A 16,762-nucleotide genomic window follows, 5' to 3' on the forward strand; every position below is an offset into this window, starting at 1 on the left:
CACAGTATGCGCGTGGCGGCCGGACACTTGATCGTGGAAACTGGAGGAACCAAAGATGAGACACATGTCCAAAGCGCTGGCCTGCACCGTGGGCGCGCTGATCCTGGCCGGCAGCGTCGAAGCACAGGCCGGCGATTTCTACAGGCAGCGCAACCTGGTCTCGGACAGCGCCGCCGTGCGCGCCGAGCATCGGGACCCGCACCTGGTCAACGGCTGGGGCCTTGCCTTCAATCCGTATGGCGTGGCCTGGGTCGCCGACAACGGCACCGGCTTCTCGACGCTGTACGACGGCAACGGCGTCCCGCAAAGCCTGGTCGTGCAGATCCCTGGCATCGGCAACGCGGCCGGCAAGCCGACCGGGACGGTGTTCTATGGCGGTAACGGGTTCGTCGTCAGCAAGGGCGCGACCTCGGGGCCGAGCCGCTTCCTGTTCGTCGGCGAAGATGGCGTGATCTCCGGCTGGGCGCCGACGGTCGACCCGACCCATGCGATCCGCGCGGTGGACAACAGCGCCAGCCATGCCATCTACAAAGGCGTGGCGATCAGCGGCAATGGACGCGGACAGTTGCTGTATGCGACCGACTTCCATAACGGCAAAGTGGACGTGTACGACAGCAGCTTCCGCCCGGTTTCGCTGCCCGGCAAGCCCTTCTTCGATCCCAACCTGCCGTCCGGCTATGGACCGTTCGGGATCCACGCCATCAATGGCGATCTTTACGTCACCTACGCCAGGCAGGACGAGGACCGCGAAGACGACGTGGCCGGCCGTGGCCTGGGTTATGTCGACGTCTACGACACCGACGGCAGGCTGATTCGGCGCTTCGCCTCGAACGGCGCCCTGAACGCGCCCTGGGGCATGGCGCTGGCGCCGGCCAGCTTCGGCAAATTCAGCAACCGCCTGCTGGTCGGGAACTTCGGCGACGGCACGATCAATGCCTACGATCTGGACAACGGACACTTCGTCGGCCGCCTGAAGGGCCAGGACCACCGGCCGATCCGGATTCCCGGCCTGTGGGGCATCGCCTTCGGCAATGGCCTGAGCCAGCAGCCGGTCGACACGCTGTTCTTCGCCGCCGGACCGAACGACGAGAAGAACGGCCTGTATGGACGCCTCGACGTGGTGCCGGGCGACCAGTACGACGACACCAACGAGGCGGAGTGAACTCCGCGTCCCGCCGCACGGCCCGGCGCTGGCTCGGGCGCCTGCCGTGCGGCGGCCATCGGAAGCCAGGCTGGATCACGGTGTGATTCACGCAACGGTGTGTGTGGAGCGAAGCCGGCCGCGCGGACGAAAATTCCCGCCCGATTCCTGCGAAGCTGTGCAGTCCGGCTCCGGCCATGTACCATTAGCGCCGTTCTGCCTGTTTACGAAAGCCTCATCATGACCTTCACCACCCTTCGCCGCGCCCTGTTCCTCGCCACGTTTGTCACCGCCTGCGCGGCGCCGGCCTACGCCGACAGCGTCGCTTCCTCCGCCTCCAGCGCCGGATCGGCCTCGTCCGCCAGCATTTCCGATTCGATCGGCTCGTCCAGCAACAGCTCGAACCGCGACCGCGACCGCCGCGTCACCGCCGGCGACTACCGCGTGATCGACATCGCCCAGGCGCCGGCCAAGGCCGACACCACCCGCCTGACCCTGCGTCCGGTCGGCGGCGACCTCGCCCAGGAATTCACCCTCGACGTGCCGAACCGCGCCCTGGCCGCGCGTGCGGTCGGCGCCGGCGCGCTGGTGCACGTCAACGAACGTGTTTACGGCTACGAATTCGCCTACGCCGACACCCGGCAGCCGTTCTTCCTGGCCCTGCAGGACGACTGGTACCGCGAACTCGGTTCGCGCAAGGTCACCATCTGATATGTTGCGCCGTCTTGCCGCCGCCTTGCTGGCGGCGGCGGGCCTCGGCGCCAGCGCGGGCGCCTGGGCCGGCATCCCGACCTTCTGCGAGCGCGGCAAGGAAGTCAGCGCCCTCGAACAGGACCGCGTGCTGCGCTTTGCCGGTGCGGTCAAGCAGCAACTCGACGCGTCGGGCGGGCGCGTCGCGCTGATCTCGCGCGCGGGCCTCGACCTGAGCCGCTTCGGCCTGCTGTATTCGCACGCCGGCGTCGCGCTGAAGGACGATGCGGCCGGCTCCTGGGCCGTGCGCCAGCTGTATTACGCTTGCGACGAATCGCGTCCGCGCCTGTTCGACCAGGGCGTGCCGGGTTTCGCGCTGGGCGCCGATGCGCCGGGCGCGGGCCACATCGCGCTGGTCTTCCTCGACGGCGAGGACGGCGCGCAGCTCGAGCAGGCCGCGCGCGACCGGCGCCTGGCGCTGGCGCTGCTGGCCGGCCGCTACAGCGCCAACGCCTACGCCTTCGGCACGCGCTACCAGAACTGCAACCAGTGGGTGGCCGAGATGCTGGCCAGCGCCTGGGGCCATCTCGGCAGCCAGGAAGCGGCCCGCGAGCGCGCCCAGGCCTGGCTGCGCGAGCAGGGCTACACGGCCGGGCCGGTCAAGGTGCCGTCGCGCTGGCTGATGTTCGCCGGCCAGTTCGTGCCGCTGCTGCACGTCGACGACCATCCGCTCGACGATGTCTACGCGCTGGCGCTGCGCGTGAGCGTGCCGGCGGCCATCGAAGATTTCGTGCGCCAGCGGGCGCCCCGGGCGCGCCGCGTCGAGTTGTGCCACGACACCCGGCACATCGTCGTGCACCGCGGCTGGGAGCCGCTCGACGCCCGCTGCGAACCACGCCCCGGGGACGAGGTGATCGCCCTGGCGCCCTGACCAGCCCATGCCGATGAAACGCCTGATCCCGATGCTCGCCCTGTCCCTCCTGTCCGCCGCCGGCGCCGCGCCGCTGCCCGAACCGCAGGCCGACGCGCTCACGCGCCGGCTGCAAGCCATCGTCGACGACCCTGCGATGCCGCTGCCCGGCCTGTCCGTGGTCGCGATCCGCCACGGCGAGATCGTCTACCGCCGGCATTTCGGCAGCAAGCGCCTGGCCGGCGCCGGCGGCGCGGCGCAGCCGATCGACGACGACACCATGTTCCGCGTCGCCTCGGTCTCGAAATTCGTGACCGCGCTGGGCGCCATGAAACTGGTCGAGCAAGGCAGGCTGGCGCTCGACGCCGACATCGGCGACGTCCTCGGCTACCGCCTGCGCAACCCGCATTTCCCGGACACGCCGATCACCCTGCGCATGCTGCTCACGCACACCTCCAGCCTGCGCGACGAGGGCGGCTTCAAGTGGGATCCCGGCGTCGGCCTGAACGAAGTCCTGCTTCCCGGCGGGCGCCGCTACGGCACGGGCGCGATGTGGTCGAACGCGCATGCGCCCGGCGCCTGGTTCGAGTACGTGAACTTCAACTGGGGCCTGCTCGCCACCGTGATGGAGGCGGCCACCGGCGAACGCTTCGACCGTTTGATGCGGCGCCTGATCTTCGACCCGATGGGCCTGAAGGCCGGCTTTTACCTGGCCGACTTCGCGCCGGCCCGGATCGGCGACGTCGCCACCCTGTACCGCAAGCGGGAGAAGGACGGCGACGAGGTCTGGGATGCAAACGGCCCCTGGATCGCCCAGGCCGACGATTTCGGCAAGGAGGTCCCGGGCGCGCCGCCGGGACTGGACAGCTACAAGACCGGCAGCAACGGCACCATCTTCGGCCCGCAGGGCAGCCTGCGCATCTCCACGGGCGAACTGGCGCAGATCATGCTGATGCTGATGCATGGCGGACGCCACGGCGGGCGCCCGATCCTGGCGCCGCACACCGTCGCCACGCTGTTCAGCCGCCAGTGGACCCTGCACCGCGGCGGGACGAACGGCAGCGCCAACGGCGACGGCGGCAGCTACAAGGGCCTGTACCACGCCTGGGGGCTGGGCAACCAGCAGTTTACGGACACCAGCATCGTGCGCGACGGCCATGCGAGCGGCGACCGGCTGGTCGAGGGCGGGGGCTTTACCGGTGTCGGCCACCTCGGCTGGTCCTGGGGCCTGAACGCGCTGTTCGCGTTCGATCCGGCGACCAACGACGGCATGATCTACGTGAGCACCGGGGTCGGCGCCGATCCCGACAAGCAGCCGGGCAGGTTCTCGTCCGAGGCGCGCTTCCAGGAGCGGATCACCGACGCCCTGTACCGCGCGGCGATCGCGCCGGCGCCAGGCGATTTGTGACCCGGCGTCACAAATCCGTGACGCGTCACGCGATTACATCGGCGGCTGCCCGTTGGATGCCCCCAGGCCCGCATCGACCGGCAGGTTGACGCCGGTGATCAGGCGCGCATCGTCGCTCGCGAGGAAAGCCATCGCCGCCGCCACGCCTTCCGGGTCCTCGGGCGCACCGAGCGGCATGCGCTCCCTGAACTTCGCGACCAGTTCCGGATCCTGCAGCATATCCTCGGTCATCCCGGTCTTCGTGAAGCTCGGGTTGACGGCGTTTACCCGCACACCGTCCTTTCCCGCATCCAGCGCCATCGCCCGCACCATGTTGCTGACCGCGCCTTTCGAGGTGTTGTAGGCGAAGGTATTCCAGTCGCCGCCCAGTCCGGATACGGAAGAAGTCATGACGATCGCGCCGCGTACCTTCACCAGTTCGGGCATCGCCGCCTTGGCCATGTGGAAGTAACCGGCCACATTGACCGCCATGACACGCGCGAAGTCTTCCTCACTGGTCTGCATGATGTCGCCCTCGGTCGCCACGCCGGCGTTGTTGACCAGGATATGCAGCCCGCCGAAGCGGTCGACGGCCGCCTTGACCGCCCTGGCCGCGGTTTCCCTGTCGGCGGTGTCGCCCACCTGCACGAGCACGCGGTCCTGCGGCAGTCCCGCCGCGGCTTTCTTGAGGGCGGCTTCGTCGATATCGAGCATGACGACGCACGCGCCTTCATCGAGAAACCGGCGCGCGGCGGCCAGGCCGATGCCGGAAGCGGCGCCGGTAACGAGTACAGTTTTTCCTTGAAAGCGGTTCATCGGATTCCTTTGTTGGGGACGAAAGCGGATCGACCAGGCACTGGTCCGACGATATCACGGCAGCCACCAGGGCCGCGCTTCAGTGCTACCAGGCAACCTTACGCATCCCGGCTGGAGAATTCTCCATTGGACACACTTGCCTTAACGTAACGCATCACGAATAATGTGGTGCTCCCGCCAATAACCGAACGCCATGAAACAGCCGGAAGACCAACGCACCATCGAACTCGCCCTCGACGCCGCCGTCGCGCGCAAGCGCGGGCGCCCGCCCAAGGCCGACAAGCTCAGCGACGCGGAACGGGCCCGCCGCTACCGCGCGCGCCAGAAGATGATGCCGAAGGACGACTGGAACTACGAGCACCTGACCACCCTCACCCGCACCGAAATCCTGCGCCTGACCGGCGACGCGGCCAGCAAGCCGGCTTCCGAAAGCGAACTGGTCGCCAACTGGGCGTATGGCATGTTCCTGCTGTGGGACCGCACCACGGCCCAGTGCCAGCGCGCCGAGGACCGCAGCGAGCTGCTGGCGCTGGTTACCGTCTGAGCCGGCGCCCGCTGCCGCCCGGTGCGCCCGGCTCGCCGGCCAGCGCCACGCCGATTACGTGAACTCCCGAACAGACAGGCGGCAGTTCCAGCGCGATGCTGGCGTCCCACAACGAGCGAGGGCGGCAGCGATGGACAAGGAAGGCGGCAGCCATGAACCCAGGATCCCTTCAGGCGGCTGGGGTTCCCTGAAGGAAGTCGGCAGCATCCTGATCCAGGAGCGGGTGCCTCCGCAGCGCGCCGCGATCCTGCTCAAGCAGAACAAGCCGGACGGCTATGCCTGCGTCAGCTGCGCCTGGGCCAAGCCCGCGCACCCGCATCCGGCCGAGTTCTGCGAAAGCGGCGCCAAGGCCACCGCCTGGGAAATCACCAGCAAGCACATCGATGCTGATTTCTTCGCCCGCCACACGGTACGCGAGCTCGAACGCTGGCACGACCACGACCTCGAGGATGCCGGCCGGCTCACGGTGCCGCTGCGCTACGACGCCGCCTCCGATAAATACCTGCCGATTTCCTGGAGCCAGGCCTTCAGCGAGATCGGCGACCACCTGCGCCGGCTCGATCCGAAGAGCGTGGTGTTCTACAGCTCCGGCCGCGCCTCGCTGGAAACGTCATACATGTACCAGCTGCTGGCGCGCATGTACGGCAACAATAACCTGCCGGACAGTTCGAACATGTGCCACGAAAGCACTTCGGTGGCGCTGCCCAAAAGCATCGGCGTCCCGATCGGCACCGTGGTGCTGGACGATTTCGAAAAGACCGACTGCATCCTGTTCTTCGGCCAGAACGTGGGCGTGAACAGCCCGCGCATGCTGCACCAGTTGCAGGAGGCGCGCCGGCGCGGCGTGCCGATCATCACCTTCAACCCGCTGCGCGAGCGCGGCCTGGTCAGCTTCGTCAATCCGCAATCGCCCACCGAGATGCTGACCAACCACGAGACGCCGATCAGCACCCAGTACCACCAGCTCAGGGCGGGCGGCGACACGGCCGCGCTGATGGGGATCTGCAAGGCCGTGATCGAGGAAGACGAAGCCCTGGCGAAACGCGGCGAAGCCTCCGCCCTCGACCATGCCTTCCTCGCCGTGCACACCCACGGCTTCGATGCATTCGCGGACAAGGTGCGCACCACCTCCTGGAGCGAGATCGAGCAGGAAGCCGGCATCGGCCGCGCCGACCTGCGCGACGCCGCGCGCGTCTACATGGGCGCGAAGGCCGTGATCGGCGTCTACGGCATGGGCCTGACCCAGCACCGCAACGGCGTCCAGAACGTGCAGATGCTGGTCAACCTGCTCCTGCTGCGCGGGAACATCGGCAAGCCGGGCGCCGGCATCTGCCCGGTGCGCGGCCACTCCAACGTGCAGGGCCAGCGCACGGTCGGGATCACGGAAAAGCCGGAGCTGGCGCCGCTCGACAAACTGAAGGAGCAGTACGGCTTCGAGCCGCCGCGCGACAAGGGCATGAACACCGTCGAAGCCTGCAAGGGCATCCAGGACGGCAAGGTGAAGGCGCTGGTCAGCCTGGGCGGCAACCTGGTGCGCGCCGTCCCCGACCACGGGCCGATGGACGCCGCCTGGCGCGCGCTGCCGCTGACGGTGCAGATATCGACGAAACTGAACCGCAGCCACCTGGTGCATGGCCAGGCCGCCTACATCCTGCCTTGCCTGGGCCGGATCGAGATCGACCGCCAGGGTGGGGTCGAGCAGGCCGTGTCGGTCGAAGATTCGACCGGCTGCATGCACGGCTCGCGCGGGATGGCCGAACCGGCGGCGGACACGCTGCTGTCGGAACCGGCGATCGTGGCCGGCATCGCCAAGGCGCTGCTGCCGCCCAACCCGAAGCTCGACTGGGACGCCTGGGTAAGCGATTACAGCAAAATCCGCGACGCCATCGCCGAGACCTACCCGGAGATCTTCCACGACTTCAATGCGCGCATGTGGACGCCGGGCGGTTTCCGCAAACCGGTCGCCGCCGCCCAGCGCCAGTGGAAGACCCCGAACGGCAAGGCGAATTTCACGGTGCCGGACAGCCTGGCCGTCGATCCGGACATGCCGGACCACCCCGACACCCTGCGCCTGTTCACGGTGCGCAGCGACGGCCAGTTCAACACTACGATCTACAGCCTGGACGACCGCTTCCGCGGCGTGGAAGGCGACCGCAAGGTGCTCTTGATGTCGCGCGCCGACATGGACGCGCGCGGCCTGCGCGACGGCGAACGGGTCACGGCCAGCACCGCCACCAATGACGGCGTCGAGCGCAAGGTGGACGGCTTGCGGGTGATGGAATATCCGGTGCCGGCCGGCTGCGTGGCCGGCTACTACCCGGAATGCAATCCGCTGCTGCCGCTGTGGCACCATGCGAAGGAGAGTTTCGTGCCGGCGGCGAAGTCGATTGCGATCCGTATTCAGGCAGCAAGGTGATTTTTTTCGGGAGGCCCCATGAGCAAGCTGGATCAGGAAGACCGGGACGAGATCCCCGGTCGGGAATACGCGTTTCCCAAGCAGCGCAAGGAACCGCTGGAGGATGCGACTCACGTGCGCAATGCCATCGCGCGCTTCAATCAGGTCGAGGGTGTGACGGACAAGGAGCGGGATGAGGCCTGGGCGCGGATTCGTGCGGCGGCGAAGAAGTTCGATGTGGAAGTCAACGAGAAGGATTGGCGGGAGATTGGGTCGGCAAAGAAAGACAAGCGCTGAGAGGAGCGCGTGGCGCACCTTGCAGTCAGCAACCTTATTCGAGGCTCCGTCCATGCCAATAATAAAAATTTTAAACATGAAACAAATCATCCGTCGTGCGAACCAGGCGGATGATCCACGACGCGCTTTTTACCAAGCTATCTTGGGATCACAGACGTTAGATGATTACCTGAGCTTAGTCGGCGATATTGTTGTCTTCCCGCCAACATATCAAGAACGTATGGGCGCGATGAGGGAATTTCGGTACATGCATGACACCGTTCGTTGGGTCGCGCTGGATTCTTCGGACAACACGACTGTTGCGCCTACCAGTAGCGGAGATACAGATAGGTTTAAGCCAACTCCTGAAAATGATGCCCGACGGCGAACAATTCGTGAAGTGGTAACGAGGCAAGGACAAGGGCAGTTCCGTAACAGTTTGCTAGATGCATATTCCGGTTGCTGCGCAGTTACTGGGTGTAGGGTTACGTCCCTCCTAGAGGCTGCGCATATCACGCCTTATCTCGGGGCTTATACGAACCACATTGCTAACGGGCTTTTACTGCGGGCTGACATACACAGCTTATGGGACTTAGGATTTATAGCTGCGGATCCTTCAACCCGAATGGTTCGCATCTCGCCGGTTGTCGCCGATGCAGACCCTTATTACAAAAATTTTGATAGTTGCTCACTGCGTGAACCACAGGAACCATCACAGCGGCCTTCTTACGAAGCCCTAACACAGCATTGGCGCTTCGCAAACCTTTGAGGCTGCTGCCCATCAATGGTAGGGTTTAACTGTAAAACACCACGATGGGAATCATTGATAGCCTGGCTTGGTTCCGTAGGAAGTGCGTTGTCATGTACAACCCGCTTTGCCAATTCCACACTCCCAATTCTAAAATGTGATGCGTCACGCAAACACTCACCACCCGCGGTGACATAAACCCTTGATCCGACTATAATTTCCGCCTTTCGGCCCACCGATTCGCCAGGAATGTCCCCATGTCACTGCTCGCCCACCAGCTCGAACTGCTGTCCCCCGCCAAAACCGCCGAGATCGGCCGCGAAGCCATCCTGCACGGCGCGGACGCGGTGTACATCGGCGGCCCGGCCTTCGGCGCTCGCCACAACGCCAGCAACCCGCTGGAAGACATCGCGGCCCTGGTCGAATTCGCGCACCGCTACCGCTCGCGCATCTTCGTGACCATGAATACGATCATGCACGACGCCGAGCTGGATACCGCGCGCCGGCAGATCTGGGACCTGTACAACGCCGGCGTCGACGCCCTGATCATCCAGGACATGGGCCTGCTGGAGCTGGACCTGCCGCCGATCCAGATGCACGCCTCGACCCAGTGCGATATCCGCACGGTCGAAAAGGCGAAGTTCCTCAGCCAGGTCGGCTTCTCGCAGCTGGTGCTGGCGCGCGAGCTGACCATCGAGCAGATCAGGGCGGTGCGCGCCCAGGTCGACACGCCCCTCGAATACTTCATCCACGGCGCCCTGTGCGTCGCCTTCTCGGGCCAGTGCTATATCTCGCACGCCGACAATGGCCGCAGCGCCAACCGCGGCGACTGCTCGCAGGCCTGCCGCCTGCCGTACACCCTGAGCGACGGCCAGGGCCGCGTGGTCGCCTTCGAAAAGCACCTGCTGTCGATGAAGGACAATGACCAGAGCCGCAACCTGGAAGCGCTGATCGACGCCGGCATCCGCTCGTTCAAGATCGAGGGCCGCTACAAGGACATGGGCTATGTGAAGAACATCACCGCCCACTACCGCCTGCTGCTGGACGAGATCATGGAGCGCCGTCCGGAACTGGCGCGCGCCTCGAGCGGCCGCACGAATGTCCTGTTCACGCCGGACGTCGACAAGAACTTCCACCGCGGCCACACCGACTATTTCGCCACCGGCCGCCAGCAGACCATCGGCGCCTTCGATTCGCCGAAATACGTGGGTGTCGAGCTGGGCACGGTGGCGCGCATCGGCGGCGACAATTTCGACCTCGTCACCAATGCGCCGATGGCGAATGGCGACGGCCTGAACTACATGCACAAGCGCGAGACGGTCGGCATCCAGGCGAATACCGTGCAGAAGCTGGGCGAAGATGCCGAGGGCCAGCGCTGGCGCGTGTTCCCGAACGAAGCGGTGTCCAGCCTGGCGGGCCTGAAGGTCGGCACCGTGGTCAGCCGCAACCGCGACCACCAGTGGGAATCGGCGCTGACCAAGAAATCGTCCGAGCGCAAGGTGGCGGTCGAGCTGTTGCTGTCCGAGGTCGACGGCGGCCTGCGCCTGAGCGTCACCGACGAAGACGGCATCACCAGCCACACCGACGCCGCGCTGGCGCTGCAGCCCGCGCAGCAGGCGTCAGCCGCCGAAGCCGGCCTGCGCACCAGCCTCGGCAAGCTGGGTAACACCATGTTCGAGGCGCGCGCCATCGTGCTGCAGCTGTCGCAGCCGTGGTTCGTGCCGGCAAGCAGCATCAACGCGCTGCGCCGCGACGCCATCGCCGGGCACGAGGCGGCGCGCCTGGCCAGCTGGGAGCGTCCGGAGCGCGCGCAGCCGGTCGAGCCGCCGGCCGTCTATCCGGAAGCCCAGCTCAGCTACCTGGCCAACGTCTACAACGAGAAGGCGCGCGCCTTCTACCACAAGCACGGCGTGCAGCTGATCGCCGCGGCCTACGAGGCGCACGAGGAGCCGGGCGAAGTCTCGCTGATGATCACCAAGCACTGCCTGCGTTTCTCCTTCAACCTGTGCCCGAAGCAGGCCAAGGGCGTGCAGGGTGTGCAGGGCCAGGTCCGCGCCGAGCCGATGACCCTGGTCAGCGGCGAAGAGCGCTACACCCTGAAGTTCGACTGCAAGCCCTGCGAGATGCACATCATCGGCGCGATGAAGCCCCACATCCTGAATTCGCCGCCGCCCTCGGCCATTCCGTACAGCCCGCTGGTGTTCCACCGCCAGCGTCCCCGGGCTTAACGGCGCTGACACAGGGCGGATCGGCGGCACTATAATCGAGCTCAGCCATTTTTTCGAAAGAGCTCGATGACCCTTCCCCGCTTGCCCGCGCTGCTGATCCTGTCCCTGCTGTCGGCCTCCGGCGCCGCCCTGGCCGACGACGCCGCCATCCTCACATGCCGCGCACTGGGCGATTCCCAGGCGCGCCTGGCCTGCTACGACAGGATCCCGGTCGGCGCCCGGCCGGCCGCCACGCTGGCTGCCGCTGCCGCGACCGCCGAGCAGCGCTTCGGCCTGGAGCAGGTCCAGCGCAAGGAAGCCGAGCCGCAATCGATCGAAAGCACGATCGAGGGCAACTTCGGAGGCTGGGAGCCGGGCGCGCAGATCCGCCTCGCCAACGGCCAGGTCTGGCGCGTGGTCGACGGCAGCAGCGCCGTGCTCGCGCCCATGAAGAACCCGAAGGTCAAGGTGACGCGGAATGTGTTCGGCACCCTGTTCCTGGAAATCGAAGGCACCAACAACTCGCCCAAGGTACGCCGCGTCCGCTAGGCGTTGACCAGTTCGGTGTGCCCGAAGCCTTTCGAGTAATCGATCACCGACACCATCTGCGGCCGGATCCGCACGAAGGCGACTTCATGCGCCATGTCCGGCCCGCACCATTCCGACACCGCCGGGAAGCGCCGCTCCAGGCAGGCAGCCGCAGCGGCCGCTTCCCGAGGGTCGTCGAGCAGTTCGGCGATGCCGCTCATCGACAGGCCGCGGATCTCGCGCCAGTCGTGGTACGGCAGGTTGATCGTCAACGACACCTTGCCGTTGCCGCGGATGTTCTCCGCCTTCTGGCTGTTGCGCCCGATCCCGACATAGATCGCCATGTCGTCGTGGGCGAAGCTGACCGTGGTCGCCTGCGGATAGCCATCCGCGCGGATGGTCGCCAGCGTGAGGTCCTGCGCCGTGTCCAGCACCTGCAGGACGAAATCCTGCTGCCCCCTTTCCATCATCCCTCCTCTTGCCGTGTGCCCGCCACCAGACGCTCGACCGCCGCTTGCGCGATCTCCGGCGGGATCGTGTGCAATCCCGGCCCCGCAACGGGCCGCCCGAGAGGAGATGGCCGCGCCAGCAGCCGGTCCATATCGAACACATTCCCTCCGTATCGACAGGGGACGGGGAGATTGTAGCTTTGGACACGATCCGGAAACGCACGCCACGACGTCTCTCGTTCCACCACGCTTACACAATGAAAACGGCGCGCCACCCTTGCGGGCTGGCGCGCCGTTCCCGGTCGGGCGTGGCTTAGAGGTAGTAGACCAGCGCGGCCAGGCCCACGATCAGCAACACCTTGGTCGCCTTGTACGCGGTCTTGTTCCAGGCCTTGTAGCGGCGGCGGTACTGGCCCATCACGTGCGAGATACGAAACAGCTTGCTCACCAGGCCGGTCTGGTCGCCGGTCTCGTTGGGCGAGGCGGCGGCCGTCATCATGGTGCGGCCCAGCCAGCGGTTGACCGCCTGCGCCCAGCGGAAGCGCAGCGGGCGTTCGACGTCGCAGAACAGGATCACGCGGTCGCGGCCGGAAGTGTTCTCGGCCCAGTGGATGAAGGTTTCGTCGAAGATCACGCCCTGGCCGTCGCGCCAGCTGTAGCGCTGGCCGTCGACTTCGATGAAGCAGCGGTCGTCGTTCGGCGTGGCCAGGCCCAGGTGGTAGCGCATCGAACCGGCGAAGGGGTCGCGGTGCGGGTTTAATTTTGCGCCCGGCGGCAGCTCGGCGAACATGGCCGCCTTCACCGAGGGAATGCCCTGCAGCAGCGCATAGGTCCTGGGGCACAGGCGCTCGGCCGAGGGATGGCTGGCGTCGTACCACTTCAGGTAGAAGCGCTTCCAGCCGGTCTTGAAGAAGGAGTTGAAGCCGGCGTCATTGTTCTCTTCGGACGCCTTGATCTTTTGCAGCGCGACCAGGTGCAGCGCTTCTTCGCGGATCACCTCCCAGTTCTGCTGCAGGACGTCCAGCTCGGGGAATTCGCGTACCGGGATGTAGGGCGTGCTCGGCACCTTGGAAAACAGGTGCATGAAGATATTGATCGGGGCCATGAACGACGAATGGTCGAACAGCTGGCGGCCGAACGGCAGGCGCACCTTGCCGCGGAAATGGATGTGCAGGACGGAAAGGATGAGAAAACCGACGACTGCCCACTTCATTACGCCTCCACTTGCACCTGTCTAAACGGAGGGCAAGGATACCATATGCGACGCGCAGCCGTGCGCCGGCCCTCCGCGCAATCGGCGGAGCGGCCGGTTTCCGGCTGCGACTTGTGGCGTCAGTGCATCGTGGAGGTGACGGCGTACCCTTTTTCGGCCAGCTGGCCGGTCAGGTTCTGGATGTCGTAATCCTCGATCTGCTGGGCGTCGTCGTCCACTTCGACAGCGCGGGCTTCGACTTCCCAGTCGGTATTCGTGGCTTCCTCGGGAATATTGCGGGTTTCGGGCACCGCCAGGTACGAGAACTTGCCGTCCTGTTCGGCTCTGCGGTAAATATCCAGGCGCATAGTCGTTTCCTTTCTAAGCATGGCTGACGAATGAAAGCCATCAGTATGCCCACGATAGGCGAAGGACGGAGCACGGTCTGTTAGTCGGCGCACACTGGATTAGAGACAAGAAACTTTGAGGCGCTCAGCGCCCCGGCGACGCCCCCAGCACCCGCGCCGGCAGCAGCACGATGGCGCGCAACAACTGGAACACGGCTTCCACGCCGATGCCGAGCAGCCGGAACGGCAGCAGGACCAGCCACACCAGCGGATACAGGAACAGCGCCAGCAGGGCCAACGGCCAGCACAGGAACAGCAGCAGCAACCAGGCAAGGAAACCAAGCATTGTTCGCTCCTTCGGCAGAGGGTCGTCGATGCTGTGACTGTAGTGACAAGTGGCGCCGGGGGCAATGCCGATGCGATGAATGGTCGCTGGCGGGGATGGGCGGGGGAAACGCGGGGGTGAATGGGGTGTGGAGTAATGGGAGAACTTGGATTCCCGCCTTCGCGGGAACGACGTTTGCAAGTTACTGGCTGCAACGCTGGTACGTCGTTCCCGCCAAGTTTTTCATTCAGCTTTTAGCTCAGGCGTACACGTCCGCCCCAAGCTGCTCGCCGACGGCCTCTTCCTGCACACGCCCCACCAGCTCGGTGCGGATCGACGCCTCCAGCGACGGAATCGAACCGCCGCAGCGATAGGCGAAGCTGACCTGCACCACGTCGCCGGCCTGTACGTCCAGCGGCTTGGCCAGCGGCAGCATCATGTAGTGGTTCAGCCAGTCGATCGTGGTGCCGTATTCTTCGATGATCGACAGCACGTTCTTGGTGATGAAACGCAGCGCGTTCAGGCGGCCGGCCTTCTCGATCAGGAACTGGCCTTCCCAGGCGACCAGGGAATCGACCGGCTGGCTGAAGTCCATGATGCTGTACACGCCCGGCTGGGCCAGCTCGACGGTGCCGGGATAGATGACGTTGGTCGGCTGGAACTGCACGATCGGGGCCTGGAAGCCTTCGAAATCGTATTCCTGCTGCAGCGGCTGGGCCGCCATGATGACGGCTTCGGGCAGGAAGACCGGCAGCGGGCCGCCAAAGCGGGCCAGGTAGCGGCGCTTGAACGATTCGATCACCTCGACCTGCTTCTCGCGCAGCATGCCGACATGGATCATCTCGCAGATCACGATGTCGACCGGTTCCGGCGGCAGGTAGTTGAAGGCATCGGCATGGATCACCTCGACCTTGTGGCCGTTCTGGTTCATGGCCAGGAACTTGCGGGCTTCGCGCACCATGTCCGGATTGAACTCGACGCAATAGACCTTGTCGGCGGCCTGCGCGGCAAAGAACGACAGCACGCCGGTGCCGCCGCCCAGTTCAAGGACCTTGGCGCCCGGCTTGACGGCGTGGAAGATCGCCGACTTGAAGCTGTGCATGCGATTCTGGTCCATCAGCATGTTGTGGTGGTAATGGACCGGGATGAACTGCCCCAGGTAGCAGCTCTCGATTTCGCGTTCGTTCAGCATAGTGTTCCTTGCACGGTTGATTGCATGGAAGCATTATCTGCAACGGGAAAGCTTTTCGATGCGCGGAGCTGACGGGCATTTCCGCGCCAGTTTGCTGCTTGGGCTTGCCCGGATATTAACTACTGACGCGCCGTCCTGGCCCGCTCCGCGATCTGCGCGGCGGCCAAGCCTTCGGTATTCCTGAGCTGGGGATTCGCGCCCTGCTCGGTCAGGAAGGCCACCATGTCCGGATGGCCCTCGCGCGCGGCCATCATCAGCGGAGTCATGCCGCCACTGGCTGGCGGCGACACGGCGTCGACCCTGGCGCCGCGCTTGATCAGCAGGCGGGCGATCGCTTCGTCGCCGCTGGCGGCCGCATAGTGCAGCGGCGTCCAGCCCGGGCGGTTGACCGCCGCGCCGCGCGTGAGCAGCGCTTCCGCGGCCGGCTGGTTGTGCTTGAAGGCGGCCATCATCAGGGCCGTATTGCCGTTCAGGGCCGGGGCGTCGACCTGGATGCCGGGCACGTCCAGCAGCGCACGGAACACCCGCATCGAGCCTTCGCGCACGGCCAGCACCAGCGCCGGCTCACCACCGACGGGGTTGGGCTGGTTCGGGTCCACGCCCGCCGCCAACAGGGTCTTGACCGTGTTCGGATCGTCGATCTGCACCGCGCGGAAAAATTCGGCCACTTGCGCGGACGTGGCGGCCAGCGCCGCAGTTCCAGGAAAGGCGGCCACGACGATCCCAGCAAGGAATGCCCTGGCGCTCAGGCGAAGAAAACCGCGACGCTGCATCATGGTTCAGTCCCTCGGTACGTTAAACAGCTTGTGGAAGTTGTCCGTGGTGCGCTCCGCGACCTCGCGCAGCGGCACGTCCTTGAGCGTGGCGATGAACTCGGCCACATGGGGCACGAAACCCGGTTCGTTCATTTTCCCACGGTAGGGCACCGGCGCGAGATAGGGCGAATCGGTTTCGATCAAGATGCGGTCCAGCGGAAGTGCTTGGGCCACCGCCTGCAGGTCTTTCGCGCTCTTGAAGGTCACGATGCCGGAGAAAGAGATGTAAAAACCCATCTCGATGGCGGCCTGCGCCACTTCCAGCGTCTCGGTAAAGCAATGCATCACGCCGGCCACGCCGCCCTTGTCGACCGCCGCGCCCTCTTCCTGCAGGATGCGGATGGTGTCGGCGCTGGCCGAGCGGGTATGGATGATCAGCGGCTTGCGCGTTTCGCGCGACGCCCGGATGTGGGTGCGGAAGCGCGTGCGCTGCCACTCCAGGTCGCCTTCGAGGCGGTAATAGTCCAGCCCGGTTTCGCCGATGGCAACGATCTTCGGGTGGTCGGCAAGCCGGACCAGCTCCTCGACGCTCGGCTCGGGCGTGTCCTCATAGTCGGGATGGACGCCGACCGACGCGTAAATGTGCGGATATTGCTCGGCCAGGACGAGCACGCTGGGGAATTCCGGCAGGTTGACGGACACGCACAGCGCCTTGTCGACCTTGTTCTCCGCCATTTTGGCGAGAATCTCGGGCATGCGGGCGGCCAGCTCCGGGAAATTGATATGGCAATGTGAATCGATGTACATCCCGCCATTGTACGCGAGGCAGCGCGGGCTTGCCCCGCTCCGCTGGCCGTCCC

Annotated in this window: 18 protein-coding genes; 10 read left to right on the forward strand and 8 right to left on the reverse strand. The window is 65.6% G+C overall.

What is annotated here, in order from left to right:
• The first annotated feature begins 55 nt into the window (after positions 1 to 55).
• From AC3A6M_RS21315 to AC3A6M_RS21330, 4 genes are all read left to right on the forward strand, one after another.
• On the forward strand, positions 56 to 1,162 hold the full coding sequence (locus AC3A6M_RS21315; protein WP_487854720.1) for a TIGR03118 family protein: 1,107 nt from the start codon (positions 56 to 58) through the stop codon (positions 1,160 to 1,162).
• A gap of 219 nt (positions 1,163 to 1,381) precedes the next feature.
• Positions 1,382 to 1,852, forward strand: a complete 471-nt coding sequence (locus AC3A6M_RS21320) for a hypothetical protein (RefSeq protein WP_487854721.1) — start codon at positions 1,382 to 1,384, stop codon at positions 1,850 to 1,852.
• A gap of 1 nt (position 1,853) precedes the next feature.
• A complete protein-coding gene (locus AC3A6M_RS21325) occupies positions 1,854 to 2,762 on the forward strand; it encodes a DUF2145 domain-containing protein (protein WP_487854722.1) in 909 nt (302 codons plus the stop codon).
• A gap of 7 nt (positions 2,763 to 2,769) precedes the next feature.
• Positions 2,770 to 4,149, forward strand: coding sequence for a serine hydrolase domain-containing protein (locus tag AC3A6M_RS21330; protein WP_487854723.1), 1,380 nt, complete (start codon positions 2,770 to 2,772; stop codon positions 4,147 to 4,149).
• Positions 4,150 to 4,182: 33 nt separating this feature from the next.
• On the opposite strand, the gene budC is transcribed toward AC3A6M_RS21330, so the two are convergent.
• Positions 4,183 to 4,944, reverse strand: coding sequence for a meso-2,3-butanediol dehydrogenase (gene budC, locus AC3A6M_RS21335; protein ID WP_487854724.1), 762 nt, complete (start codon positions 4,942 to 4,944; stop codon positions 4,183 to 4,185).
• A 193-nt stretch (positions 4,945 to 5,137) separates the two neighbouring features.
• Here budC and AC3A6M_RS21340 point away from each other — a divergent pair, with 193 nt between their 5' ends.
• The 6 genes from AC3A6M_RS21340 (at position 5,138) to AC3A6M_RS21365 (ending at position 11,663) form a co-directional block, all read left to right on the forward strand.
• The gene (locus AC3A6M_RS21340; protein ID WP_487854725.1) at positions 5,138 to 5,488 is read left to right on the forward strand and encodes a hypothetical protein; all 351 of its coding nucleotides are present in this window, start codon (positions 5,138 to 5,140) and stop codon (positions 5,486 to 5,488) included.
• 130 nt (positions 5,489 to 5,618) lie between these two features.
• Positions 5,619 to 7,904, forward strand: a complete 2,286-nt coding sequence (locus AC3A6M_RS21345) for an FdhF/YdeP family oxidoreductase (protein ID WP_487854726.1) — start codon at positions 5,619 to 5,621, stop codon at positions 7,902 to 7,904.
• A gap of 18 nt (positions 7,905 to 7,922) precedes the next feature.
• Positions 7,923 to 8,180 carry a DUF6582 domain-containing protein gene (locus tag AC3A6M_RS21350; RefSeq protein ID WP_487854727.1) on the forward strand — a complete coding sequence of 86 codons (258 nt, stop codon included), beginning with the start codon at positions 7,923 to 7,925 and terminating at the stop codon, positions 8,178 to 8,180.
• A gap of 76 nt (positions 8,181 to 8,256) precedes the next feature.
• Positions 8,257 to 8,928, forward strand: a complete 672-nt coding sequence (locus AC3A6M_RS21355) for an HNH endonuclease (protein WP_487854728.1) — start codon at positions 8,257 to 8,259, stop codon at positions 8,926 to 8,928.
• A gap of 236 nt (positions 8,929 to 9,164) precedes the next feature.
• Positions 9,165 to 11,135: a peptidase U32 family protein gene (locus tag AC3A6M_RS21360; protein ID WP_487854729.1), complete on the forward strand. Its 1,971-nt coding sequence runs from the start codon at positions 9,165 to 9,167 to the stop codon at positions 11,133 to 11,135.
• Positions 11,136 to 11,201: 66 nt separating this feature from the next.
• Positions 11,202 to 11,663, forward strand: a complete 462-nt coding sequence (locus tag AC3A6M_RS21365; RefSeq protein WP_487854730.1) for a hypothetical protein — start codon at positions 11,202 to 11,204, stop codon at positions 11,661 to 11,663.
• Here AC3A6M_RS21365 and AC3A6M_RS21370 read toward each other — a convergent pair.
• From AC3A6M_RS21370 to AC3A6M_RS21400, 7 genes are all read right to left on the reverse strand, one after another.
• Complete coding sequence (locus AC3A6M_RS21370; RefSeq protein ID WP_487854731.1) at positions 11,660 to 12,109, reverse strand: pyridoxamine 5'-phosphate oxidase family protein; 450 nt, start codon at positions 12,107 to 12,109, stop codon at positions 11,660 to 11,662. The two genes, AC3A6M_RS21365 and AC3A6M_RS21370, sit on opposite strands and share 4 nt — an antisense overlap.
• A 295-nt stretch (positions 12,110 to 12,404) precedes the next feature.
• Positions 12,405 to 13,304: a lipid A hydroxylase LpxO gene (gene lpxO / locus AC3A6M_RS21375; RefSeq protein WP_487854732.1), complete on the reverse strand. Its 900-nt coding sequence runs from the start codon at positions 13,302 to 13,304 to the stop codon at positions 12,405 to 12,407.
• 119 nt (positions 13,305 to 13,423) lie between these two features.
• Positions 13,424 to 13,651 (reverse strand): DUF6139 family protein, encoded by a 228-nt coding sequence (locus AC3A6M_RS21380; RefSeq protein WP_487854733.1) that lies wholly within the window; start codon positions 13,649 to 13,651, stop codon positions 13,424 to 13,426.
• A 124-nt stretch (positions 13,652 to 13,775) separates the two neighbouring features.
• Complete coding sequence (locus AC3A6M_RS21385) at positions 13,776 to 13,976, reverse strand: hypothetical protein (RefSeq protein WP_487854734.1); 201 nt, start codon at positions 13,974 to 13,976, stop codon at positions 13,776 to 13,778.
• A 238-nt stretch (positions 13,977 to 14,214) separates the two neighbouring features.
• Positions 14,215 to 15,147 (reverse strand): class I SAM-dependent methyltransferase, encoded by a 933-nt coding sequence (locus tag AC3A6M_RS21390; protein WP_487854735.1) that lies wholly within the window; start codon positions 15,145 to 15,147, stop codon positions 14,215 to 14,217.
• Positions 15,148 to 15,266: 119 nt separating this feature from the next.
• A complete protein-coding gene (locus tag AC3A6M_RS21395; protein WP_487854736.1) occupies positions 15,267 to 15,923 on the reverse strand; it encodes an ankyrin repeat domain-containing protein in 657 nt (218 codons plus the stop codon).
• 3 nt (positions 15,924 to 15,926) lie between these two features.
• Positions 15,927 to 16,709 (reverse strand): TatD family hydrolase, encoded by a 783-nt coding sequence (locus AC3A6M_RS21400; RefSeq protein WP_487854737.1) that lies wholly within the window; start codon positions 16,707 to 16,709, stop codon positions 15,927 to 15,929.
• Positions 16,710 to 16,762: the final 53 nt, after the last annotated feature.

The sequence above is a fragment of the Telluria sp. Soil_C_11 genome, assembly GCF_057657395.1.